Origin of the sequence: Cyanobacterium sp. T60_A2020_053, assembly GCA_015272165.1 — a bacterium.
Taxonomy (GTDB): domain Bacteria; phylum Cyanobacteriota; class Cyanobacteriia; order Cyanobacteriales; family Cyanobacteriaceae; genus Cyanobacterium.
In genome coordinates this window covers 23,024-42,496 of the sequence record JACYMF010000066.1, presented here as the reverse complement: position 1 = coordinate 42,496, position 19,473 = coordinate 23,024, and the positions used below count along the sequence as shown (strand labels likewise).

The following is a 19,473-nucleotide window of genomic DNA, read 5'->3' as shown; positions in this document are numbered from 1 at the left end:
ATTACCAATAGGGTGTTTTCTTTGTGTACTATAATTTATTACCAGATGAAGTGCGGAAGGTGGGTTGAAAAATTAATTATTCATTATTAATTAGGGTCTGCTGAATAAATCAAAACCCTTGTCAAATAAAAGTTTAAAGTCTATTCTACATAACAAAAAGTGTCATAAATTGACTTTTTTCTCTAAAAATACTCTATTTTTTCCATCCGAATCAAAAATAATTGATACAAATGAGCAATTTATAAAAAGTAACTATTTGGCTAAAGTCTTTAATTTATCAGCATTCTACCTGAAACCTGACACCTGAAGCCTGATACCTCCCCTCACCAAAATACTTTTTCAGCACCATCTAATTATTCATTATCCATTATCTAGTTTCTTTTCCCACAAAATAGTAAAATCCTGAGCATTAATAGGGCGACTAAAATAGTAGCCCTGCAATTTATTACAACCGTGATGCAGTAAAAAATCTGCTTGTGCAAGGGTTTCTACCCCTTCTGCCACAACCTTCATTTGCAAACTATGTGCCAAGGCAATGATTGATTTAACAATAGCTATATCACTGCTATCGTCAGGAATACCACGCACAAAAGACTGATCAATTTTAAGATAATTTAAGGCAAAACGTTTGAGATAACTCAGAGAAGAAAAACCAGTACCAAAATCATCTAAAGCTGTCATTAAACCTAGTTTACGCATTTCGGTTAATAAATTAATCGCTTTTTCCACATCATTAATTAACAATCCTTCCGTAATTTCTAACTCTAATTGACTGGTTTTTAAGTCATTATCTAATAATGCCCGTTGCACTCTTTCTACTAAATCAATTTGTTCAAATTGCTTACCTGATAAATTAATAGCGACACATAATTCGGGAAAGCCATCTTTCGTCCAAATTTTATTTTGTTGACAAGCATTTTTTAATACCCAATCACCAATATCTAAAATTAAATTACTCTTTTCAGCAATGGGTATAAATTCAGCAGGAGAGACAAAACCATGATCATGATGGTGCCATCGAATTAAGGCTTCAGCGCCCGTAAAACTACCAGAAATACTATCAATTTGAGGTTGATAAAACAATTCTAATTCTTCCCTAGCAATAGCCTTACCTAAATCTCTTTCTAACTGAAATTTTCTCTTTAATTGTTCATTAATTTCGGGGGAATAAAAATTATAACCATAGGAATTTTGTCTTTGCACAGAATTTAAAGCTACCCCAGCTTGATCAACCAATTTTAAAGGATTATCAATAGCGTTTTCTTGATCAGGAGAAATGGCAATTCCTGCGGTAGCATTTACAGTTATTTCTTCATTATCAATAACAATGCGTTGATTGACAGCATTGAGAATATTTTTAGTAAACTTTTCTAATTCTTCTATGGAAATTAGTTGATTATAAATAATCGCAAATTCATTAGAATTAATTTGAGCTAAAAATTCATCTTTACTTATCCAATTAGAAATTTCTTGACCAACTTGTCTCAGCACTAAATTTCCAGTATCATAACTAAAAATACTATTTATTTCTTGTAAACCATTAATATTAACTAAAATAATTGCAATGGTTTTATCTACTTGATAAGAGTCTTTTAAAAACTGATTTAATTTAAGTTGAAATAACTCATTATTCGGTAAGCTGGTGATAGGATTATAGTTTTTTAGTTGTTCAATTAACTCATCTAATTTAGTGATAGCATATTGTGCATCTGCCATTAAAATACCCGCTTCATCTTTAAATTCATTAGGTAATTTAGGTTTTTTTTGAGTTTCTAAATATTCTCTAATTCCTTTGGCTGTTACACTGATAGGTATGAGTAATTGTTGTAACATAAAAAGGGTTATACCCGTACCAATTAAAGTGGCAATCAACGCCACAATTAACACTTGTATTTTTGCTGATAATTCTAAGTTAGTAACACTAATAGAATAGAAAAATAATGCCAACAGAGGTATATGTGTTCCTAAAAAGGCTACTAACATGATTTTTCCTAAGTAGCTTTTCGGGCGCTGAAGTCGAGAAATTAACCGATAAATTACCAAATTTTTTAATATGTTAGATGTCATGATTTTAATTAATAATTTTTAATGGGTATATTAATGACACTATCGATAATTTTCAGCGCCCTTCATACTGGTTAAAAGTAATTATCTGAAAAGAGTTATTTTGCTCTACCTTATCAAAAAATCATCATCGTGTGTAGTAAAGTTTATAATTAAAATTATTTTAATCTAATAATCAGCGATGGAATTTAAGCCATTGAAGCGCATTACAAATCGAGCCATTAATTTATTTCGAGTAGATGAAACTCAAATCAATGAAATTTTAAGGGAAGTAAGGGCGCACCTCCCCACTACCGAAGCGCTATTAATTGGCAAACCCCAAGCGGGAAAAAGCTCCATTGTCAGGGGTTTAACGGGGGTGAGTGAAGATATTGTCGGGCAAGGATTTCAACCCCATACTAAGCATACTCAGCGTTATGCTTATCCTTCTGAGGATTTACCTTTACTGATTTTTACTGATACCGTTGGTTTAGGGGATATTTCTCAAAATACTGATGATATTATCAGTGAATTAACCACAGAATTAGACCAAGAAACAGCTAAGGCGAGAATTATTATTTTAACCATTAAAATTAATGATTTTGCTACAGATAGTTTGAAGAAAATTGCTGAAAATTTACGCCAAAAATATCCTCATTTGCCTTGTTTATTGGTAGTTACTTGCTTACATGAATTATATTCTCCTGACATTAATAATCATCCTATTTATCCCCCTGATCTACTAGAAATAAAGCGACCTTTTGATGAAATTAAAAAGAATTTTCAAGGGTTATTCGATGAAGCTATTTTAATTGATTTTACCTTAGAAGAAGATGGTTATAATCCCATATTTTATGGCTTAGAAGAAATGGGACAAATATTAACCAAATTACTTCCTGAAGCAGAGGCTAAAGCTATCTATCAATTACTAGATGAAAAAGCAGGGGCGCTGTTAGGTAATATTTATCGAGACGTAGCTAGACGTTACATTGTCGCTTTTACCATGATGGCAGCTACGGTAACAGCAATACCGTTACCTTTTGCTACTATGCCTGTTTTAACTGCCTTACAGGTGTCTATGGTGGGGGTTTTAGGGCAACTCTACGGACAAAAATTGACTCCTTCTCAAGCTGGTGGTATTTTAAGCGCCCTTGCCGGAGGCTTTCTTGCCCAGTCTATCGGCAGAGAATTAATTAAATTTATCCCCGGTTTTGGTACAGTGATAGCAGTTTCTTGGGCTAGTGCCTATACTTGGGCTTTGGGGGAGGGCGCTTGTGCTTATTTTGGTGATTTAGTCGGTGGTAAAAAGCCTAATCTTGACCGTATTAAAGAAGTGATGAAAACTACTTTTAACACTAAGAAAAAAGAAAATCACAGCTAACAATTGATAATGGATAATGGACAATTAATAATTTACGCACCAACAATTAGGTATTAAAACTTTTTACTTCTGACTTTCTCCCTTTGCTCTTTTTACTATTAATATAAAAATGAAAATTGCTATAATCGGTTTAGGATTAATTGGTAGTTCTTTAGCTGGAGATTTAACTCGATTAAATCAACATCAAATTATTGGTATTTCTCGCCGTTCAACTACTTGTGAAAAAGCTAAAAAATTAGGCATTGTTCATCAATCTAGTATCGATTTATCCTTAGTTCAAGGTTGTGAAATAGTCGTGATTTGTACCCCTATTGAGTCAACTATTCCCACTTTAGCCCAAATCATTCCTTATTTAAGTAATACCACTGTAGTAACTGATGTGGCATCGGTCAAAGTTCCTATTGTGAGAGAAGGAAAAAAACTATGGCATAATTTCATTGGTAGTCATCCTATGGCTGGTACAGCAGAACAGGGTATCGATGCAGTACAAAAGAACTTATTTAATAACGCTCCCTGTGTGATTACGGTAGAAGATGATGAGGATAGGGAGAAGGGCGCCCTCCTCCGTGATTTATGGCAGTCGGTGGGGTGTAATATTTTGACTACCACGGCGGAAATTCATGATCAAGCAGTGGCTTGGATTTCTCATTTACCTGTGATAATTAGCGCTAATTTAATTTATGCTTGTATGCAGGAAAAAGATCAATTCGTAAGAGAATTTGCCCAAAAAATCGCTAGTTCAGGATTTAGAGATACTAGCCGAGTGGGTGGAGGAAATCCAGAATTAGGATTAATGATGGCGAAAAATAATCGTGATAATTTGCTAGAAAATTTGCGGTTATATCAAGCGCACCTCACCGGTATTATTAACGATTTAGAGGAAGAAAATTGGTCAAAAATAAATGATTTATTAACCTTCACTAATCAAAGTCGTTCTGATTTTATTAAATAGTCTTTGCTGAAAAAATATTTTGTTCAAGGTCGGGAAAAGGGAAGAGGGAAAAGTTTTAGTCATAAGGCAAGGATTAACAAGGGGTTTAAACCCCTTGCCCTTTTAACAATTTATGATAAAGTGTTGTAGTTAAACGTTTCCTGAGATAACAAAAAAATGCAAGTTACTCCAACAAAATTACCAGATGTTTTACTGCTTGAACCGAAAATATGGCAGGATGAAAGAGGTTTTTTTATGGAAAGTTATAATCAAAATACTTTTCATCAAAAGACTGGTTTAATAGTAGATTTTGTACAAGATAATCATTCTCAATCACAGCAAAATGTGCTTAGGGGTTTACATTATCAAATTAAACAATCTCAAGGTAAACTGGTGAGGGCGCTGGTGGGGGAAATATTTGATGTAGCAGTAGATTTGCGACAAACTTCCCCTACTTTTGGGCAGTGGGTGGGAGAAATTCTTTCGGCAGAAAATAAAAAACAGTTATGGATTCCTCCCGGATTTGCCCATGGATTTTTGGTTTTGTCTTCAGTGGCGGAAGTTTTTTATAAAGCTACAGATTTTTATGCACCTCAATATGATCGTTCGTTATTATGGAGTGACGCACAAATTAATATTAATTGGGGTATCACCCAGCCGATAGTTTCAGACAAGGATAAAAACGCACCATGTTTGGCTGAAGCTGAGGTTTTTTAGCGCCCCTCACCCCATCTAGCAATGTTGAATTAAATTAGAATAGGATGTTAAGTAGTTATTGGGAAACAGAAATTATGCACGCTTTATCAATTCCTACTTGGATGGTTCATGTTTCCAGTGTTATTGAGTGGATGGTAGCTATTTGGTTTATTTGGCGTTATGGTGAAGTTACTCAAGATAGTAGTTGGCAATGGTTGGCTTGGGGAATGTTACCCGCTTTGGTTAGTGCGATGTGCGCTTGTACTTGGCATTTTTTTGACAACCTTCCTAGTTTAGAATGGTTGGTGGTAATACAGGCTTTGACTACTGTCATCGGTAATTGTACCTTGTGTGTGGGCGCTTGGAAAATTTGGCACACTGCCCAAAAAATTGACAATGGATAATTCGCCATAATGAAGTTTTACTATCCCCGTGTCAGCTAAGACTCATTTAACTTACCTTTTTCTATTAACAAGGAATTTAAAGTTTTACCTAAGCCTACTTCATCACAAATCAACGCAGAATTAGGAAAATCAGCGATAAATTTTAACAGTATTTTTCTTTGATGTAGCCAAGCCTTAACGGGGATAGACTCTAAACAATAAGCTAAACATCCTTGATGATTATGGATATTTAACAAAGATGTAAACTTGGCTTTTTCCGCTTCTATTTCCTCCGCCGTTAAATTAAATTTATCCTCTATATTATTCTCAATATTAGGGATATTATTATTCTTAATTTCTTGTATTTTATCTTGTGCATTATTTGTTAGTTTTTCATTATTAATTAAATTGATTGATTTAGGAGTATATTTCAGTAATTTATTTTTAACCGCAGTGGGAATGTCAAAAACCTTGACGGAGGGCGCTAGATTATGCCATAACTGTTCAAAACGATATTCTTCTTCATTCACCCTTTGTAAATCCCTTCCTTCTTCCCAACTACAGTAAACATGGAATGATTCTACATTATTTTCCCACCCTCCCAAAGACTCATTATTTGAACCACTAAAAGCGATTTTATTGCCCTCTTTATCTGTAAAAATTCCCGTCTTTTCATGGAATAATTTATTTCTATTTAACTGCTCAGGTAAGCCATTTTTTTGTAAAGGAATAGTTATTTTTATTTCTAAAAAATTATGAGCAATTAACCAGCTTAAAATCTCAAAATGTTTTAATTGAATCAGATTTTGAGGGTCTGATAATTCCCTATCTAAACAAATACTTAACTGTTGTTTTAGTTCATATCCTCGATTAATAGCATCTAAATCTTGAGGACTAAATTCACAACCCATAATCAAGCGCACTTCCCCCTGATTATAAACCATGGCTTCTAATCCTTGTGCTACTTTCGACAAAATTGCGCTATTAAAAAACCCAGATTTACGATCATATTTTACAGCGCACTCCAACGCTGGAATATAAAAATCGGCAATGGGATTATTTTCATTACTAGAGTAACTGATTAACCAATCTTTTTCTGTTAACAACATTTTAATGAATAATGAATAATGGAAAATCAAGACAATTAATGCTCTGGTATTTTAGTTAATATAATTAAATATGTCTCTTCATGACTTGGTATGCAAATTCCATTTTGAGAACGAGAAAATAAGGCTTATAGTCTCGGTTGAATGCTATCTATTGAAGACCCTTAAGAAAAGAAGATAAAATTATTAATATTCGGGATGCAGTCATGGCAATGAGTTATGAAGAAGCCCATTATTGGTTTGCAAAAACTAATCATGGTAAGCGTAATGTTGCTTTACGCGCTTTAAGGATTCTTTTAGGAGAATGAATAATTAATAATAGATTGTAAAATCGATCACGAAGTGGCGCTGCGCGATCGCACCTCCCCTACAATAATAAATAAAATAACGAAATCCTAGTTCGTAGAACGTGAAACTGTTGATTCCGTGTAATTCATTACATAATTAAACCCAGCGCCCTCCAGACAAACCCAGCGCCCCTCACCCCATGCTAATATTCAATGACTAACGGCATAATATCACCTAATTATTCATTGATCATAATGACCACCAATGGCGAAAATATAAATATACTGATCATCAAACTTATAAACAATTCTATCTTTTTGAGATAATCTTCGAGACCATAAACCTGATAAATGATGCTTTAAAGGTTCAGGCTTTCCTAATCCCTGACTAGGAGCTGATCTTAACATCTCCTTTAAAATTTTACAAAGATTTTGATGTAATTTTTTATCCTTTTCTCGTAAATCTTCATATACTAACCACGTCTTACCCTCAAAAATTAACGATCTCATTAATTTCTCCTATACTTGGTTGATAACCGTTATTTTCTTCATGAGTAATTTGTGATTCATTAATCTGTGCCATTAAGCTACTATTTTGTAGAATGTACAAAGTCTCTTGTTGTCTTTCCCAATCTTCCACACTAATCACCATAAAATCATCACCATTACGGCGAGTTACCTTTAATGGGATATGATTATTAATTACCTCATCTACATAACTTTTTAAATTATCTCTAAATTGATTAACACTGGTAATATTCATCATCTTTATTTTTAGGACAATCTAGTTTTGATTAATTTTATTGTACGGTAAAACCGTACGAATTAGCTCAACAGAGTAAAATCGAACCTTTCAAAAAATTCCTTAATTGTTATTCCATCACACCTTCCCTATAATTATTAATTATTCATTATTAATTATTCATTAAACTATGTCTCAAATAATAACTGTCACCTATGACGGAGAAGTATTAAAACCGACTAAAAAACTATCTTTAAATGTCGGTAAACAATATCAAATTGAATTGTTAGATAACGAAAACAAGATATTTCCCTCCCCAGAAAATCAAATCCAAACAAATATACGCTCTCATCAATCATTTTTAAATGGATATGCTCCCGAAGATGAGGGGTTATATGATGACTATTAAAGCAGGAGATTTTTGGGTAGCTAAAATAACCTTTACCGATGGCCTAGGGTTTAAAAAACGTCCTGTATTAATTCTTTGGTGCGATGGAGATGATGTTATTGTCGCAGTCGTTACTTCTGCTCAACCTCGCTCGAATACTGATATACTTTTAGAAAAATGGCAAGAAAGCGGGTTAAAAGTACTTTCTACAGTACGCTTATCTCGGTTAGACTCACTGGAAAAATCTCTATTAATAGCTAAAATTGGTCATATTGACATCAAAGACGCTCAAAATATTCTCAATACTTGGAATCAATATATCAAACCTCAATTTTAAAACTCCATCGCGCAGCGCCGCTAAAAAGCGATCGAACCTTCCCTACAATAACCAAAATAATAGTATCCTAGTTCCCAGAAAGATCGAATTACTAGCCGTGTCATTCATTACACGGTGGTTTATTTACATTATCGACTATCGACAAAATATCGCCTCGCAATGAATTTCGAGGCTACCGATTTTTCGTTCAATAAATTGAACTCTTTAATTATTCATTATTCATTATTCATTACCATGCGCCCTCAACTGTTCATCGAAAAAATAATGCCTGTCAAACTCCTCAATGAGCAGGTATATTATGAACATGGTGGCAACCCCTTCAAAGGCTTACATCGATGGTATTCTCGCAAACCCCTATCCTTTTCCCGCGCCTCCGTATTGGCATCCCTGCTTCCTGCCGATATTACCATGGAAGAATTTTTATACATCATGGGGATATATAGCCAAGAAGAAATCGAATTTTGGGAAAAATCTAACAAAACCGAAGAAGAAAAAGATAAACTACGCAACATCAAAGAAATTCGTCTTTATAAACAACCCCCCAGCGCCCTTCAAATTGACAGATTAAAACAACATTGTCTCAATACATGGGGAAATGATACCCCTAACATCATGGATGCCTTTGCCGGAGGAGGAAGCATCCCCTTTGAAGGTGTCAGATATGGCTTAAATGTCTTCGCCAGTGACTTAAATCCCGTTGCCGTCATCACCATGAAAGCAGGGATGGAATATCCCTCAAATTTGGTAAAGATTTGCAACAAGATATTGACAAATGGGTTAACTATGTAGCAAAAGAAAATGATTATATTTGTTCACCTAGTCAAAAAAGTAAATTAGGACATCAATTATACGCCGTTTCCTTAAAAAAAGGAAAGGGAAATTTAGAGTTTAGAATCCCTAATGAATTAGATTTATTAGGAGTAAAAAAAGCAGAAAAATATTTACAAGATAAATGGTTTGAATTAGAAACAAAAAATTTAATAGCCCATGAAGCGACACCGACAAATCCTCAATATTCAATGATTAGAAATTACGGGGTTATAGAATGGCATCAATGTTTTAACCCTCGTCAATTATTAACCCTTGTGACTTATGTAGAAATAATTAACGATGCAAAAAGTAAAATTCAAGGGGAATATGAACCAGAAAAAGCCGAAGCAATTATAACTTATTTAGGTTTAATTATTAGTAGATGTTCTGATTTTAACAGTAGATTAACTTGTCAAAAAGAAGTAATGACACATATCAGAGGAGCATCTGCTACTCATTCATTAAACTTAATGTGGAATTATCTTGAAAGTAATGGGGCAGGTTTTTTATTTAATTACGGTGGGTAAATGATACATAATCAATAATTTATTATAAATAGGGTAAAAGCAATGGATAACACAGAACAAATAACCTTAAATGTATCAGTTAATTTACTTTTGGAAAAACAATTAAAAGATGCTGTTAAATTAACGAATAAAACAGAAGAAGATTTAATTAGAGAAGCCTTAGAAATCTATTTGTCTCAAATAAATAAAACCAAAACTTGTTATGATTTAGCCCTTGAATCTGGAATTATTCCCGTACCTTCTAATTTGATTAACAACTAATAAAAAATTATTAATAGTGCAAAATGAAAATAAAAGTAATTAATTTAGGGGCATTAAAACAAGCAGAATTTAGATTAGGAGATTTGACGATTATTAGTGGTCAAAATAATACAGGAAAAACCTATGCTACTTATGCCCTATTTGGCTTTTTATCTGTTTGGAAAAAAGTCATAGAAATTGAAATCAAAACCACAATTATTGAGCAACTTTTACAAGAAGGAGTAGTTCATATTAACTTAAGAGATTATTTAAAAAACGCTCAAAATATTTGAAACAAGGGTTGTGAAAAATATACTAAGCTATTACCTAAAATTTTTGCCTCCTCCCCTGATAATTTTAAAAATACTCAATTTTCTATAGAAATAGATATACAAAAAAATCAACTAGATCAAACTTATCAAGAGTCCATCGGTTCAGTAAATAGAGAAATTTTTTCATTTAAAAAATCAGAAAATAAAGAAGAATTAATAGTTAGTTTTTTGACCGATTATCAAGATAAAACACTACCTCAAGAAATTATAAAAGATATTATCGGTTTATCCATTAAAAATATTATTTTTAAACAATTTTTTTCTGATTATTTTATTGCTAGTGCAGAAAGAACAGGAAGTGCAATTTTTCGTAAAGAATTAAATTTTGCTCGTAATCGTTTATTAGAAGAAATTAGTCAAGTTGATAAAAATATAAACCCATTAGAACTATTATTAAAAGGTTATGATGACTATGCTTTACCGATAAAAGAAAATGTAGAATTTCTCAGAAACGTGGAAAGTATTGCTAAAAAAAGAAGTTTTATTGCCGAAGAATATCCCTATTTATTAGATAATTTTATTGATATTATTGGTGGACAATATACTGTAACGAAAAATGATGAATTATACTATATTCCTAAAGGTAAAAAAACTAGGTTATCTATGGATGAAAGTTCTAGTGCAGTACCTTCATTATTAGACATTGGTTTTTATATTAAACATATAGCCAAAAAAGGAGATTTATTAATAGTTGATGAACCAGAATTAAACTTACATCCTGAAAATCAAAGAAGAATAGCTCGACTTTTTGCTAAGTTAATTAATTTAGGTATTAAAGTCTTTATTACTACCCATAGTGATTATATCATTAAAGAATTAAATACCCTAATTATGCTTAATCAAAATAGACCATATCTCAAAGAAATCGCTCAAAAAGAAGGTTATCAAGAAGATGAATTATTATCCGTTGAAAAAATTAAAGTTTATGTAGCAGAAGAAAGACTAATCAAATTAGATAATCATAAAAGAAAAACTAATTGTCAAACGTTAACACCTGCTAATATTACCCAAGAGTTAGGCATTGAAATTAGTAGCTTTGATACTGCCATAGAAACCATGAATCGTATTCAAGAAGAAATTATTTGGGGAGAAGAATAAGGGTGTATAATTCTGCTGATATAACTATTCTTAATAAAATAATTAAAGATGATGCCAAAGTAGATTTAATTGATGACTTCAATAAAAAAAAAGTAACTTTATCGGTTTTATTGGCTACGAGGAATAATAAACCATTGCGATAGAGGCGAAAACGTCCAGATTCCCCCGTATTATTGAGCATACTAACCAACAAAGGCGGTGCAAATTCGGTGGATTGAGTGATGGTAACTTCATCAAAATCTATTAAACACAATACAATATCATCGGCACGATCATCCACTTCTGCACTGGTTTGGGGGGCGCTGATGACGGTAAAAAACTTTTTGGCAAAAATACTATCTCGGCGGATGCGTAATTCCTCTTTGGCTTCCCCTCGTCCAATTTGTTCCTTTTCTTCGGTGATAATTTTATTAATGGAGGGTTCTTCTTTAAACCGGGCTATAGTGGAAATAGGATCAATATCTAAATACCATGCTACAGCCTGTAACTTTTTTAAAGCTCTTTCAATAAAATTACTATCAATAGTAGGGGTTAATAAAGATAAATTTAACTCAGCGCCCCTAATCCCGGCACTAATACCATAAGTGAGGGAATGTCAAAAAATTGTCCTTGCTAGATAGGATGTTAAAGGGGGTTTACCTGCGATTAACCATTCTTCATCCTGTTGTTGAGCATAAGCCCTTCTTCCTGTAGGATTATAAATGTCTGCATTGATTGGAGGGCGCATGGTGGCGCGTTGAATCTTCGATGTTAATTCATTAGTAATATCTTCTTCTTTGCTAATGGGTAAATGGTGTGTATGAATCAAACAGAGATGATTTTCGGGATTATTATAATTTTCCCACACATAACGCACTAATTGAGCTAAAAGGCGGAGGGCGCCCCTCGTGCGCTGAAACTCTGCAATGGTGGCTATTTTTTTTGTCAGCAAATTGAATAATTCAGGATGGAAGGGATAACTTTGCGCCATCGCCTCTGCGTAGGTAGCATCCTTACAACTATCAGGTAAATTGAGGGGGGAAGTTTTGAAGGATTGTAGATAAGCCGAAGCGATGATTTTCCCTGCTTCCAAATCCACCGACTCAAAGAGACGTTGTTTAACAATATTATAAATCTCCACATGGGTACTAGGGGTTAAAATCCTTTCCTGACGGGCAGAAGCACTAAGCAACTCTTTTAACTCATTGGTTTCCTCCGCAAAAGTATCACTACTCGAAGCCAAAGAATAGACTAACACAAGGTTATTAGTTGCTGAAGCCAAATCCATTAAAGAGAATAAAAAGTTTACCACCTGTTTAGCGAGGTTACTATCTTCGACTTTTTCCCCCTTGCCATACTCAAATAACGGGCAATTTCATCTAAAATAATTACTGTGGGTTTATCCTTAATTAAAACTTCCATTACCGAAGTGCCGGGGCTTAAAAAGGTGAGATCGCTTTTTTGTAATAATTGATAACCTTCCACACCGCCAATTTGATAAGCAATTTCCCCCCAAAGACTATAAGTAGTAACTCCTGTATCTTGATGAATAACGCCATTTTGGGCATCTAAATCTCGCCCATCGATGGCGGCAACTTGTATTGGTTGAGTGGGAATAATCTCTAAGTCAGTAAATCTGTCTAAACCCTCAATCTTACGCCCAGATTTGGCAATATGCCAGATGGCGATTTCATCGTGGGTTTTACCACCCCCAAAACTGGTTTCTAACCGTAAAATGGGCGCACCGCTACCCCTACCACTCAAACGGGTAAATACTTCTCGAATGAGAGATACATGATTTGATCTTGAGAATATTTGATCAAAAAATAGTGGGTCTAAAACTTTGCTAAGTTCTTTTTTTAAATTAATTGTATATACACAAGAAAAGGGGTTTAAACCCCTTGTTATCAAAATTTGACTGTTGATCATCTCATAATTTTGATAATATTGCATAAATACTGTTTAAAAAGTAATAATTTTATGTATGGTAACTTACTAGAAATTGATTTATCTTCACTATTAAAATTTATTAGTAATCAACAAAAATCAGGTTCTCTTTTAATAGAAGAAAAAAATGATAATTCTGATAATTTAATTACTTATTATTATATAATTTTCTTTGATTTAGGTAAAATAATTTATGTAGCTGATGCCCATTCTTTTAACTCACATAGACTGTTAGAGTATTTGAGTTATTATAACTTATCCAGTGAAATTAAGTCTTTACAAAAAGATATTAAAAGTAATAAAAGTTTAGTGGAATATGAGCTAGTTATCTTATTATTCAAAAACAAAATACTTGATTATCAGAACATTAAAAAGATTATTAATTTAATTATCAAAGAAGTTCTAGGTAATATAATTAGTTTACATCAAGGTAATTTTACTTGGCAAGAAAGCTCAAGGATACATCCTGTTATCAACACTTTTGATGTAGATAATTTAATTTCAGCTATACTAAAATCAAAACAAAAATGGTTAGAAAATAAGTATTTTATACCGAGTTCTTACCATGTGCCAAAAATTAGTAGTCCATATTTTACCTATGAACTTATTTTGAAAGAGTTAAAAGAAAAAATTGATGGAAAAAACTCTTTGTTAACCATTAGTCGCACAAATCATGATGATCTAGGTAATCTCAGCGCCCTCCTCTCCCCTGCTGTTAAAATGGGTGATATAATTATGATTGAACCCATTAAATGGGAAAGAAATCATCAAATCGTATCACAAACTGTTAATATTATTGCTTTAATTGATAATATTGATTTGGGTATAAATTTAAAACAAAATAGTTTATCAACTAACTATAATTTATTATTAGTTAATAGTTTTTCACGGGGTTTAGAATTAATTATCAAAGTTAAACCATCTTTAATCATTTGGGCGTTAAAAGAAGATATAATTAATCATTTAGAATTTATTAGTATGGTCAAAACTTTTCCTCATTTACAAGATATTCCTATTATCATAGCTACAGAAAATTATCAGTTTCAAGATAACCTAAATAGTAAGGTGAAGGGCGCTGGAGAGTATATCTTATCTGAAGATTTATTAAAGATTTTTCCAAAAATTATTAATAAGTATTTATTTATTTAGGCTTTGTTGAAAAAGGGATGAGGTGAGGGAAAATTTAGAATGAAGAATTTAGAATGAAGAATGCAGAAACAATAGTTTTCTAAATTCTAACTCTTATTTTTAGTATTTTTGATAATTGCATGAATAATAGCAATTAATTCATTTGATTCAACTAACAGAGGAATGAGTCTTGGTTCTAGTTATTTCTCTGTTGCAACTAATATTTTTAACCAATAGTTTGTTTCTCTCGCTTCTTTTAGTGAAATACTTGCTTTATGAATAAAATCTGCTTTACTTTCTGCGTTTTGTGCCTCTTGAAGATTAGCACCAATAGATGTTCTCGACCTTATTAACTGTTTACTTAAATCAGAACCTGTACCACTATTTTTTCTCAAGAATTTACAAAGATTTACTATTCTTATACTAAAATTTAAAGTTCTTTCTTGTATATCTCTTTGACCCATTTTATTCTAAATTCTAAATTCTAAATTCTAAATTTTCCCTATCTCAATCAATAATTTATTATACTCAAAGTGAAATAAACCTAAATTTTTATGAATCAACTAAAAAAATATCGTCATTGGTTAATCGTTATTGTCGTCACAATTATTATTTCAATTTCCAATCGTGGTTTTGTTCTTGCACAACCCGTTAGCCATTATACTGATTTACAATATCCCCCCCTGCCCGAAATTCAACTACCTGAATATGAGCGTTACACTCTCTCTAACGGTATGGTAGTGTATTTAATGGAAGATCATCAATTACCTTTGGTGACAGGAAGGGCGCTGATACGTACAAGTAGTACAGTCGAACCAGATAATTTACGAGGTTTGGCAAATATTACGGGTAATTTGATGCGCACTGGTGGCACAAAAAACTACACTAAATCAGAAATTGATGGTATTTTAGAGCTTAAATCAGCTTCCGTTGAGTCTGCCATTGGTCTTAATTCTGGTAGTGTTAGTTTTGATAGTCTTAGTTTTGATCTCCCTATTGTATTTGATTTGTTTACGGAAGTGTTACGCTACCCTGTTTTTAATGAGGATTTCCTTGACTTTGAAAAATCTCAGGTGAAGGGCGCTATTTCTCGCCGTAATGATAACCCCGGTAATATTGCCAGTCGAGAATTTCGTCAGTTAGTTTATGGGGAAAATAGTCCTTATGCTCGTAATGTGGAATATGCTACGGTAGATAATATTAGTCGTGATGATGTAATTAATTTTTATGGGCGGGATGTGCGCCCTTCAAACATCATATTAGGTATCGTGGGGGATTTTCAACCCCAACAGATAAAACAATTAATCGAGAGTAAATTCGCTGATTGGCAAGTTAATTCTACCCCGGCACTAACTTCCGTAGCTACTCCCACCCAAGCTACTGACGGGGGAATTTATTTAGTTGATCAACCCCAGTCAACTCAAAGTAATATTTTATTGGGGCATCTTGGCGGTAAGTTAAGTGATGCTAATTATCCTACTTTAACTGTTATTAATGGTATTTTAAATGGTTTTGGCGGTAGATTACACAATGAAGTGCGCTCGAAACAAGGTTTAGCTTATTCTGTATATGGTGTGTGGAGTGCTAATTATGATTATCCGGGAATATTTATTGCTGGAGGGCAAACTAAAACGGAAAGTAGTGGCGATTTTATCAAAGCAATTAATACGGAAATTGAGCGTTTACGCACTGAAAAAATTACTCCTGCTGATTTAGATTATGCTCAAAATTCTATTCTTAATTCTTTTGTTTTTCAGTTTCAAACTTTGTCGCAAACTCTTTCTCGTTTGTTGACTTATGAATATTATGATTATCCTCAAGATTTTATTTTCGATTATCAAAAACAAGTTAAAACTACTACCATAGAAAATGTTTATCAGGTGGCACAACGTTATTTAATGCCTGAAAAAATGGTTACTTTAATTGTCGGTAATGCTGAAGTAGTTAAACCAAGTTTAGAGAGTTTTAATCAAGAAATTAATTTAATTGATGTGAGTATTCCTAACAATGGATAATTGACAATGGATAATTGATAATTATTAACCTATCTGTTAATTCATAATTCATCAATCTTTTTTCTCTCTTTCCCATTTCAACCACTAATATCAAGTCCCCTTGATCAGCCGAAGGCTGCCGCTGCGCGATCACTTATAAATCAATTAAAAACAATCTTAGTTCAATTTATTGAACGAGGTACCGTTAGCCGTGTAATTCATTACACGGTGGGTAAATTGCGAAGATATAATCTATTTGTAACTAATTATCCGAACCTAATATAATTTATTACACTCAAAGCAAAATAGCCAATATAATTATGTTAATTATTAAAACTATTAAAGAATTAAAATCAGCATTAACAAAAGTATCTAATCAAAACAAAATTGGTTTTGTGCCGACGATGGGCGCTTTACATTTAGGGCATGAAAGTTTAATCAAAAGAGCGAAATTATCAACTGATTTTGTGGTAGTAAGTATTTTTGTTAATCCTTTACAATTTGGCAGAAATGAAGATTTAGAGCAATATCCACGCACTTTAGAAAAGGATCAAATAATTTGTCAAAATTTAGGAGTTAATTTATTATTTATTCCTTCAGAAATAGAAATGGATACTTTGAAAAAAGACCCTACTTTTGTAGTGCCACCCCAAGAAATGATGTCGGTAATGTGTGGTAAATATCGCCCCAATCATTTTCAAGGAGTAGCAACTATTATAGTTAAGTTATTTAATTTAATTCAACCTCAATTCGCTTTTTTTGGTCAAAAAGATGCCCAACAAGTGGCAATTATTCGCCGTATAGTTGAGGATTTATTTATCCCTGTAAAAATTATTAGTTGTCCTATTATCAGGGAAAAATCAGGATTAGCATTAAGCTCTCGTAATCAATATTTATCACCCCAAGAAAAACAAATTTCTACACAAATTTATAGTAGTTTAATTAAGGTAAAAGAAAGTTTTTTACAAGGAGAAAGAAACAGCGCCCTCCTCCTCAATCTTATCCGTCAGGAATTAGATAAAGCGCCCTTCTTACAATTACAGTATCTCAGTTTAGTTGATGAAAAAACGTTACAACCATTGACGAAAATTATCGACTCAGGTTTAATAGCTATAGCGGTTTATTGTGGTACAACCCGTCTAATTGATAATCTTATTTTAACTGTGAAAAAACCAACTATTGCCATTGATGGCCCTGCGGGCGCTGGAAAGTCCACCATTAGCCGACGACTTGCCCAACAACTGGACTTATTATACCTCGATACGGGGGCGATGTATCGCGCCATTACTTGGCTGGTGATGGCTAATAACATCCCTGTGGATGATGAAAATAGCATCAAGGATTTAATTGCTGAGGCTAACATTGAATTATTGCCCAATGATGACTTAACACAACCTGTCACCGTAAAAGTCAATGGAAAAAATGTGACTACCGCTATTCGCACTCCGGTAGTCACCGCCCAAGTTTCTCATGTTGCTTCGCAAAAAGCTGTACGAGAAAAATTGGTTAAGTTACAAAAAAACTACGGTAATGAAGGAGGTATCATCGCCGAAGGTCGTGACATAGGTACAAATGTATTTCCTGAAGCTGATTTAAAGGTATTTTTAACTGCTTCTGTTCATGCTAGGGCGCGGCGGAGGGCGCTGGATTTAGAAAATCAAGGGCAAACTAATATTGATTTAGCACAATTAGAAAAAGACATCGCCCACAGGGATTTTTTAGATAGTACCCGTGAAAGGGCGCCCCTCCAACAAGCCTCAGATGCTATCCCGATCAACACAGATGATTTGAGTATTGCGGAAGTAACTGAAAAAATCGCTCAATTAATTAGGGGTTGCTGAAAAAGTATTTTGGTGAGGAGAGGTGTCAGGTTTCGGGTGTCAGGTATCAGGTGAAATGCTCATAAGTCAAAGACTTTAGCATAACTAGACATTGGAGAATTTCACAGTAAAGGTTTAATTTCCCTGATGGCTTGAGAATTGCCTCTAGCTTCATAAAGATTCAAAGCCTTAGTTAACATTTCGTTGCCTTCTGCCAAGCGCCCTCGCTCTTTCAGTAAAAGCCCTAAACGGTGATAACCATAAGGGTTTTGGGGTGCTAATTCCACAAAGCGACGATAAGCAACAATGGCCATCATCTCATTATCTGTAGCCTCTAGGATACGGGCGATACTGCCTTGAGCGATAACCGACTCTGAATCTAAGGCTGATGCCCTTTGGTAGGCTTTTAAGGCTAAATCCCAATCTTCATTTTGTTCATAAAGCATCCCCATTTTTAAGACCACATTAACATCACTTAATATGGTAGGGGGTAAACTTTCAAGGTTTTTTAACCCTTCGGTAGCGTTACCTTGTTGAAAATAAGCGGTAGCTAATTTGACTCTCAAGTCGGTATTATCGGGAAATTTTTCTGTGGCTTCTTGCATAATTTTAATAGCGCCCTCCACATCACCCTGTTGATAAAGGGCGGTTGCCATCATATCGTAAGCAACAATATTACTGCCAGTTATTTCAACTACTTTATTGTACTGTTGTTGTACTTGTTCATAGTAGCCATTTCTCAATAACAGCACTCCCAAAGCGAGGTGATATTCAGCACTTTTGGGCTGTAGGGTAACAGCTTGAATGTAGGCATCAATAGCACGATCATCTTGCCCTGCTTGGGCTAAACTATAGCCCAATGCCCCATAAAAAATAGGGTTTTGAGGGTCAAGTTGAATGGCTTTTTGATAGGCTTCGGCAGATGCCGTATAATCCCCATTACTAGCATAGACATAGCCGATTCCTGAAAAGATACGAGCATTGTCTTGATCAATTTGTGACGCTTTTTGGTAAAGGCGAAGGGCGCTGGTTAAATCCCCTTGCTCTAAATATTTTCTGCCCTGAGTGATAAGGTTATATAATTCTTGTTTTTGCTGAAAATTGAGCTTGGCTATCTTTTGTTGTGCCAACACCCCAGTATCCCAAGTAATGACTCCTATAGCGCCCACCAGCAAGGAGATAATTAGTTGAGTTGCTGTTTTTTGCTTCATTGGCTTTCACCTCATTCTGCTTAAATTAACGAATCTTAATAGTAACAGATGATTTTTAAAATTGCCAATATTGCCAGTGGAAAGGGAGAAAGG

The 19,473-nt window shown here is 33.8% G+C and carries 15 protein-coding genes and 4 pseudogenes; 12 read left to right on the top strand and 7 right to left on the bottom strand.

Going from position 1 to position 19,473, the window contains the following annotated elements; all coding sequences use genetic code 11:
• Positions 1-360: 360 nt before the first annotated feature.
• On the bottom strand, positions 361-2,067 hold the full coding sequence (locus IGQ45_09895) for an EAL domain-containing protein (GenBank protein ID MBF2057510.1): 1,707 nt from the start codon (positions 2,065-2,067) through the stop codon (positions 361-363).
• Positions 2,068-2,245: 178 nt separating this feature from the next.
• Here IGQ45_09895 and IGQ45_09890 point away from each other — a divergent pair, with 178 nt between their 5' ends.
• From IGQ45_09890 to IGQ45_09875, 4 genes are all read left to right on the top strand, one after another.
• On the top strand, positions 2,246-3,424 hold the full coding sequence (locus IGQ45_09890; protein ID MBF2057509.1) for a 50S ribosome-binding GTPase: 1,179 nt from the start codon (positions 2,246-2,248) through the stop codon (positions 3,422-3,424).
• A gap of 109 nt (positions 3,425-3,533) precedes the next feature.
• On the top strand, positions 3,534-4,376 hold the full coding sequence (locus IGQ45_09885) for a prephenate/arogenate dehydrogenase (protein ID MBF2057508.1): 843 nt from the start codon (positions 3,534-3,536) through the stop codon (positions 4,374-4,376).
• A 156-nt stretch (positions 4,377-4,532) separates the two neighbouring features.
• On the top strand, positions 4,533-5,072 hold the full coding sequence (gene rfbC, locus IGQ45_09880; GenBank protein ID MBF2057507.1) for a dTDP-4-dehydrorhamnose 3,5-epimerase: 540 nt from the start codon (positions 4,533-4,535) through the stop codon (positions 5,070-5,072).
• A gap of 74 nt (positions 5,073-5,146) precedes the next feature.
• Positions 5,147-5,455 (top strand): DUF2499 domain-containing protein, encoded by a 309-nt coding sequence (locus IGQ45_09875; GenBank protein ID MBF2057506.1) that lies wholly within the window; start codon positions 5,147-5,149, stop codon positions 5,453-5,455.
• A gap of 35 nt (positions 5,456-5,490) precedes the next feature.
• On the opposite strand, the gene IGQ45_09870 is transcribed toward IGQ45_09875, so the two are convergent.
• From IGQ45_09870 to IGQ45_09860, 3 genes are all read right to left on the bottom strand, one after another.
• A complete protein-coding gene (locus IGQ45_09870) occupies positions 5,491-6,543 on the bottom strand; it encodes a hypothetical protein (protein ID MBF2057505.1) in 1,053 nt (350 codons plus the stop codon).
• 527 nt (positions 6,544-7,070) lie between these two features.
• Entirely contained in the window at positions 7,071-7,337 is a 267-nt protein-coding gene (locus IGQ45_09865; GenBank protein MBF2057504.1) for a Txe/YoeB family addiction module toxin, read from the bottom strand.
• Entirely contained in the window at positions 7,318-7,590 is a 273-nt protein-coding gene (locus IGQ45_09860) for a type II toxin-antitoxin system Phd/YefM family antitoxin (protein MBF2057503.1), read from the bottom strand. Before IGQ45_09860 ends, IGQ45_09865 begins: the two co-directional genes overlap by 20 nt.
• 169 nt (positions 7,591-7,759) lie before the next feature.
• On the opposite strand from IGQ45_09860, the gene IGQ45_09855 reads away from it, so the two are divergent.
• The 5 genes and pseudogenes from IGQ45_09855 (at position 7,760) to IGQ45_09835 (ending at position 11,301) form a co-directional block, all read left to right on the top strand.
• Entirely contained in the window at positions 7,760-7,978 is a 219-nt protein-coding gene (locus IGQ45_09855) for a DUF104 domain-containing protein (protein MBF2057502.1), read from the top strand.
• Positions 7,965-8,294 carry a type II toxin-antitoxin system PemK/MazF family toxin gene (locus IGQ45_09850; GenBank protein ID MBF2057501.1) on the top strand — a complete coding sequence of 110 codons (330 nt, stop codon included), beginning with the start codon at positions 7,965-7,967 and terminating at the stop codon, positions 8,292-8,294. The genes IGQ45_09855 and IGQ45_09850 overlap by 14 nt, the downstream gene beginning before the upstream one ends.
• Before the next feature lie 264 nt (positions 8,295-8,558).
• Positions 8,559-9,631, top strand: a pseudogene (locus IGQ45_09845) (DUF1156 domain-containing protein).
• Positions 9,632-9,673: 42 nt separating this feature from the next.
• Positions 9,674-9,892, top strand: a complete 219-nt coding sequence (locus IGQ45_09840; protein ID MBF2057500.1) for a hypothetical protein — start codon at positions 9,674-9,676, stop codon at positions 9,890-9,892.
• 23 nt (positions 9,893-9,915) lie between these two features.
• Positions 9,916-11,301 (top strand): annotated as a pseudogene (locus IGQ45_09835) (AAA family ATPase).
• Here IGQ45_09835 and IGQ45_09830 read toward each other — a convergent pair.
• Positions 11,282-13,233, bottom strand: a pseudogene (locus tag IGQ45_09830) (ATP-binding protein). The pseudogenes IGQ45_09835 and IGQ45_09830 overlap by 20 nt on opposite strands.
• A 27-nt stretch (positions 13,234-13,260) precedes the next feature.
• Here IGQ45_09830 and IGQ45_09825 point away from each other — a divergent pair.
• Positions 13,261-14,376 carry a DUF4388 domain-containing protein gene (locus IGQ45_09825; protein ID MBF2057499.1) on the top strand — a complete coding sequence of 372 codons (1,116 nt, stop codon included), beginning with the start codon at positions 13,261-13,263 and terminating at the stop codon, positions 14,374-14,376.
• An 86-nt stretch (positions 14,377-14,462) separates the two neighbouring features.
• Here the strand turns inward: IGQ45_09825 and IGQ45_09820 are convergent.
• A pseudogene (locus tag IGQ45_09820) lies at positions 14,463-14,819 on the bottom strand (four helix bundle protein).
• A 90-nt stretch (positions 14,820-14,909) separates the two neighbouring features.
• On the opposite strand from IGQ45_09820, the gene IGQ45_09815 reads away from it, so the two are divergent.
• Together IGQ45_09815 and IGQ45_09810 are read left to right on the top strand one after the other, a co-directional pair.
• A complete protein-coding gene (locus IGQ45_09815; GenBank protein ID MBF2057498.1) occupies positions 14,910-16,370 on the top strand; it encodes an insulinase family protein in 1,461 nt (486 codons plus the stop codon).
• Between the two features lie 299 nt (positions 16,371-16,669).
• A complete protein-coding gene (locus tag IGQ45_09810; GenBank protein MBF2057497.1) occupies positions 16,670-18,190 on the top strand; it encodes a bifunctional pantoate--beta-alanine ligase/(d)CMP kinase in 1,521 nt (506 codons plus the stop codon).
• A 101-nt stretch (positions 18,191-18,291) separates the two neighbouring features.
• On the opposite strand, the gene IGQ45_09805 is transcribed toward IGQ45_09810, so the two are convergent.
• A complete protein-coding gene (locus IGQ45_09805) occupies positions 18,292-19,380 on the bottom strand; it encodes a tetratricopeptide repeat protein (protein MBF2057496.1) in 1,089 nt (362 codons plus the stop codon).
• Positions 19,381-19,473 lie beyond the last annotated feature (93 nt).

Excerpts from the sequence above, each read along its gene's own strand:
- IGQ45_09890 (MBF2057509.1), top strand. The coding sequence starts at position 2,246 with ATGGAATTTAAGCCATTGAAGCGCATTACAAATCGAGCCATTAATTTA.
- IGQ45_09895 (MBF2057510.1), bottom strand. The coding sequence starts at position 2,067 with ATGACATCTAACATATTAAAAAATTTGGTAATTTATCGGTTAATTTCT.
- IGQ45_09865 (MBF2057504.1), bottom strand. The coding sequence starts at position 7,337 with ATGAGATCGTTAATTTTTGAGGGTAAGACGTGGTTAGTATATGAAGAT.
- IGQ45_09840 (MBF2057500.1), top strand. The coding sequence starts at position 9,674 with ATGGATAACACAGAACAAATAACCTTAAATGTATCAGTTAATTTACTT.
- IGQ45_09875 (MBF2057506.1), top strand. The coding sequence starts at position 5,147 with ATGCACGCTTTATCAATTCCTACTTGGATGGTTCATGTTTCCAGTGTT.
- IGQ45_09805 (MBF2057496.1), bottom strand. The coding sequence starts at position 19,380 with ATGAAGCAAAAAACAGCAACTCAACTAATTATCTCCTTGCTGGTGGGC.
- IGQ45_09815 (MBF2057498.1), top strand. The coding sequence starts at position 14,910 with ATGAATCAACTAAAAAAATATCGTCATTGGTTAATCGTTATTGTCGTC.
- IGQ45_09855 (MBF2057502.1), top strand. The coding sequence starts at position 7,760 with ATGTCTCAAATAATAACTGTCACCTATGACGGAGAAGTATTAAAACCG.
- IGQ45_09850 (MBF2057501.1), top strand. The coding sequence starts at position 7,965 with ATGATGACTATTAAAGCAGGAGATTTTTGGGTAGCTAAAATAACCTTT.
- IGQ45_09810 (MBF2057497.1), top strand. The coding sequence starts at position 16,670 with ATGTTAATTATTAAAACTATTAAAGAATTAAAATCAGCATTAACAAAA.
- IGQ45_09825 (MBF2057499.1), top strand. The coding sequence starts at position 13,261 with ATGTATGGTAACTTACTAGAAATTGATTTATCTTCACTATTAAAATTT.
- IGQ45_09885 (MBF2057508.1), top strand. The coding sequence starts at position 3,534 with ATGAAAATTGCTATAATCGGTTTAGGATTAATTGGTAGTTCTTTAGCT.
- IGQ45_09870 (MBF2057505.1), bottom strand. The coding sequence starts at position 6,543 with ATGTTGTTAACAGAAAAAGATTGGTTAATCAGTTACTCTAGTAATGAA.
- IGQ45_09860 (MBF2057503.1), bottom strand. The coding sequence starts at position 7,590 with ATGAATATTACCAGTGTTAATCAATTTAGAGATAATTTAAAAAGTTAT.
- rfbC (MBF2057507.1), top strand. The coding sequence starts at position 4,533 with ATGCAAGTTACTCCAACAAAATTACCAGATGTTTTACTGCTTGAACCG.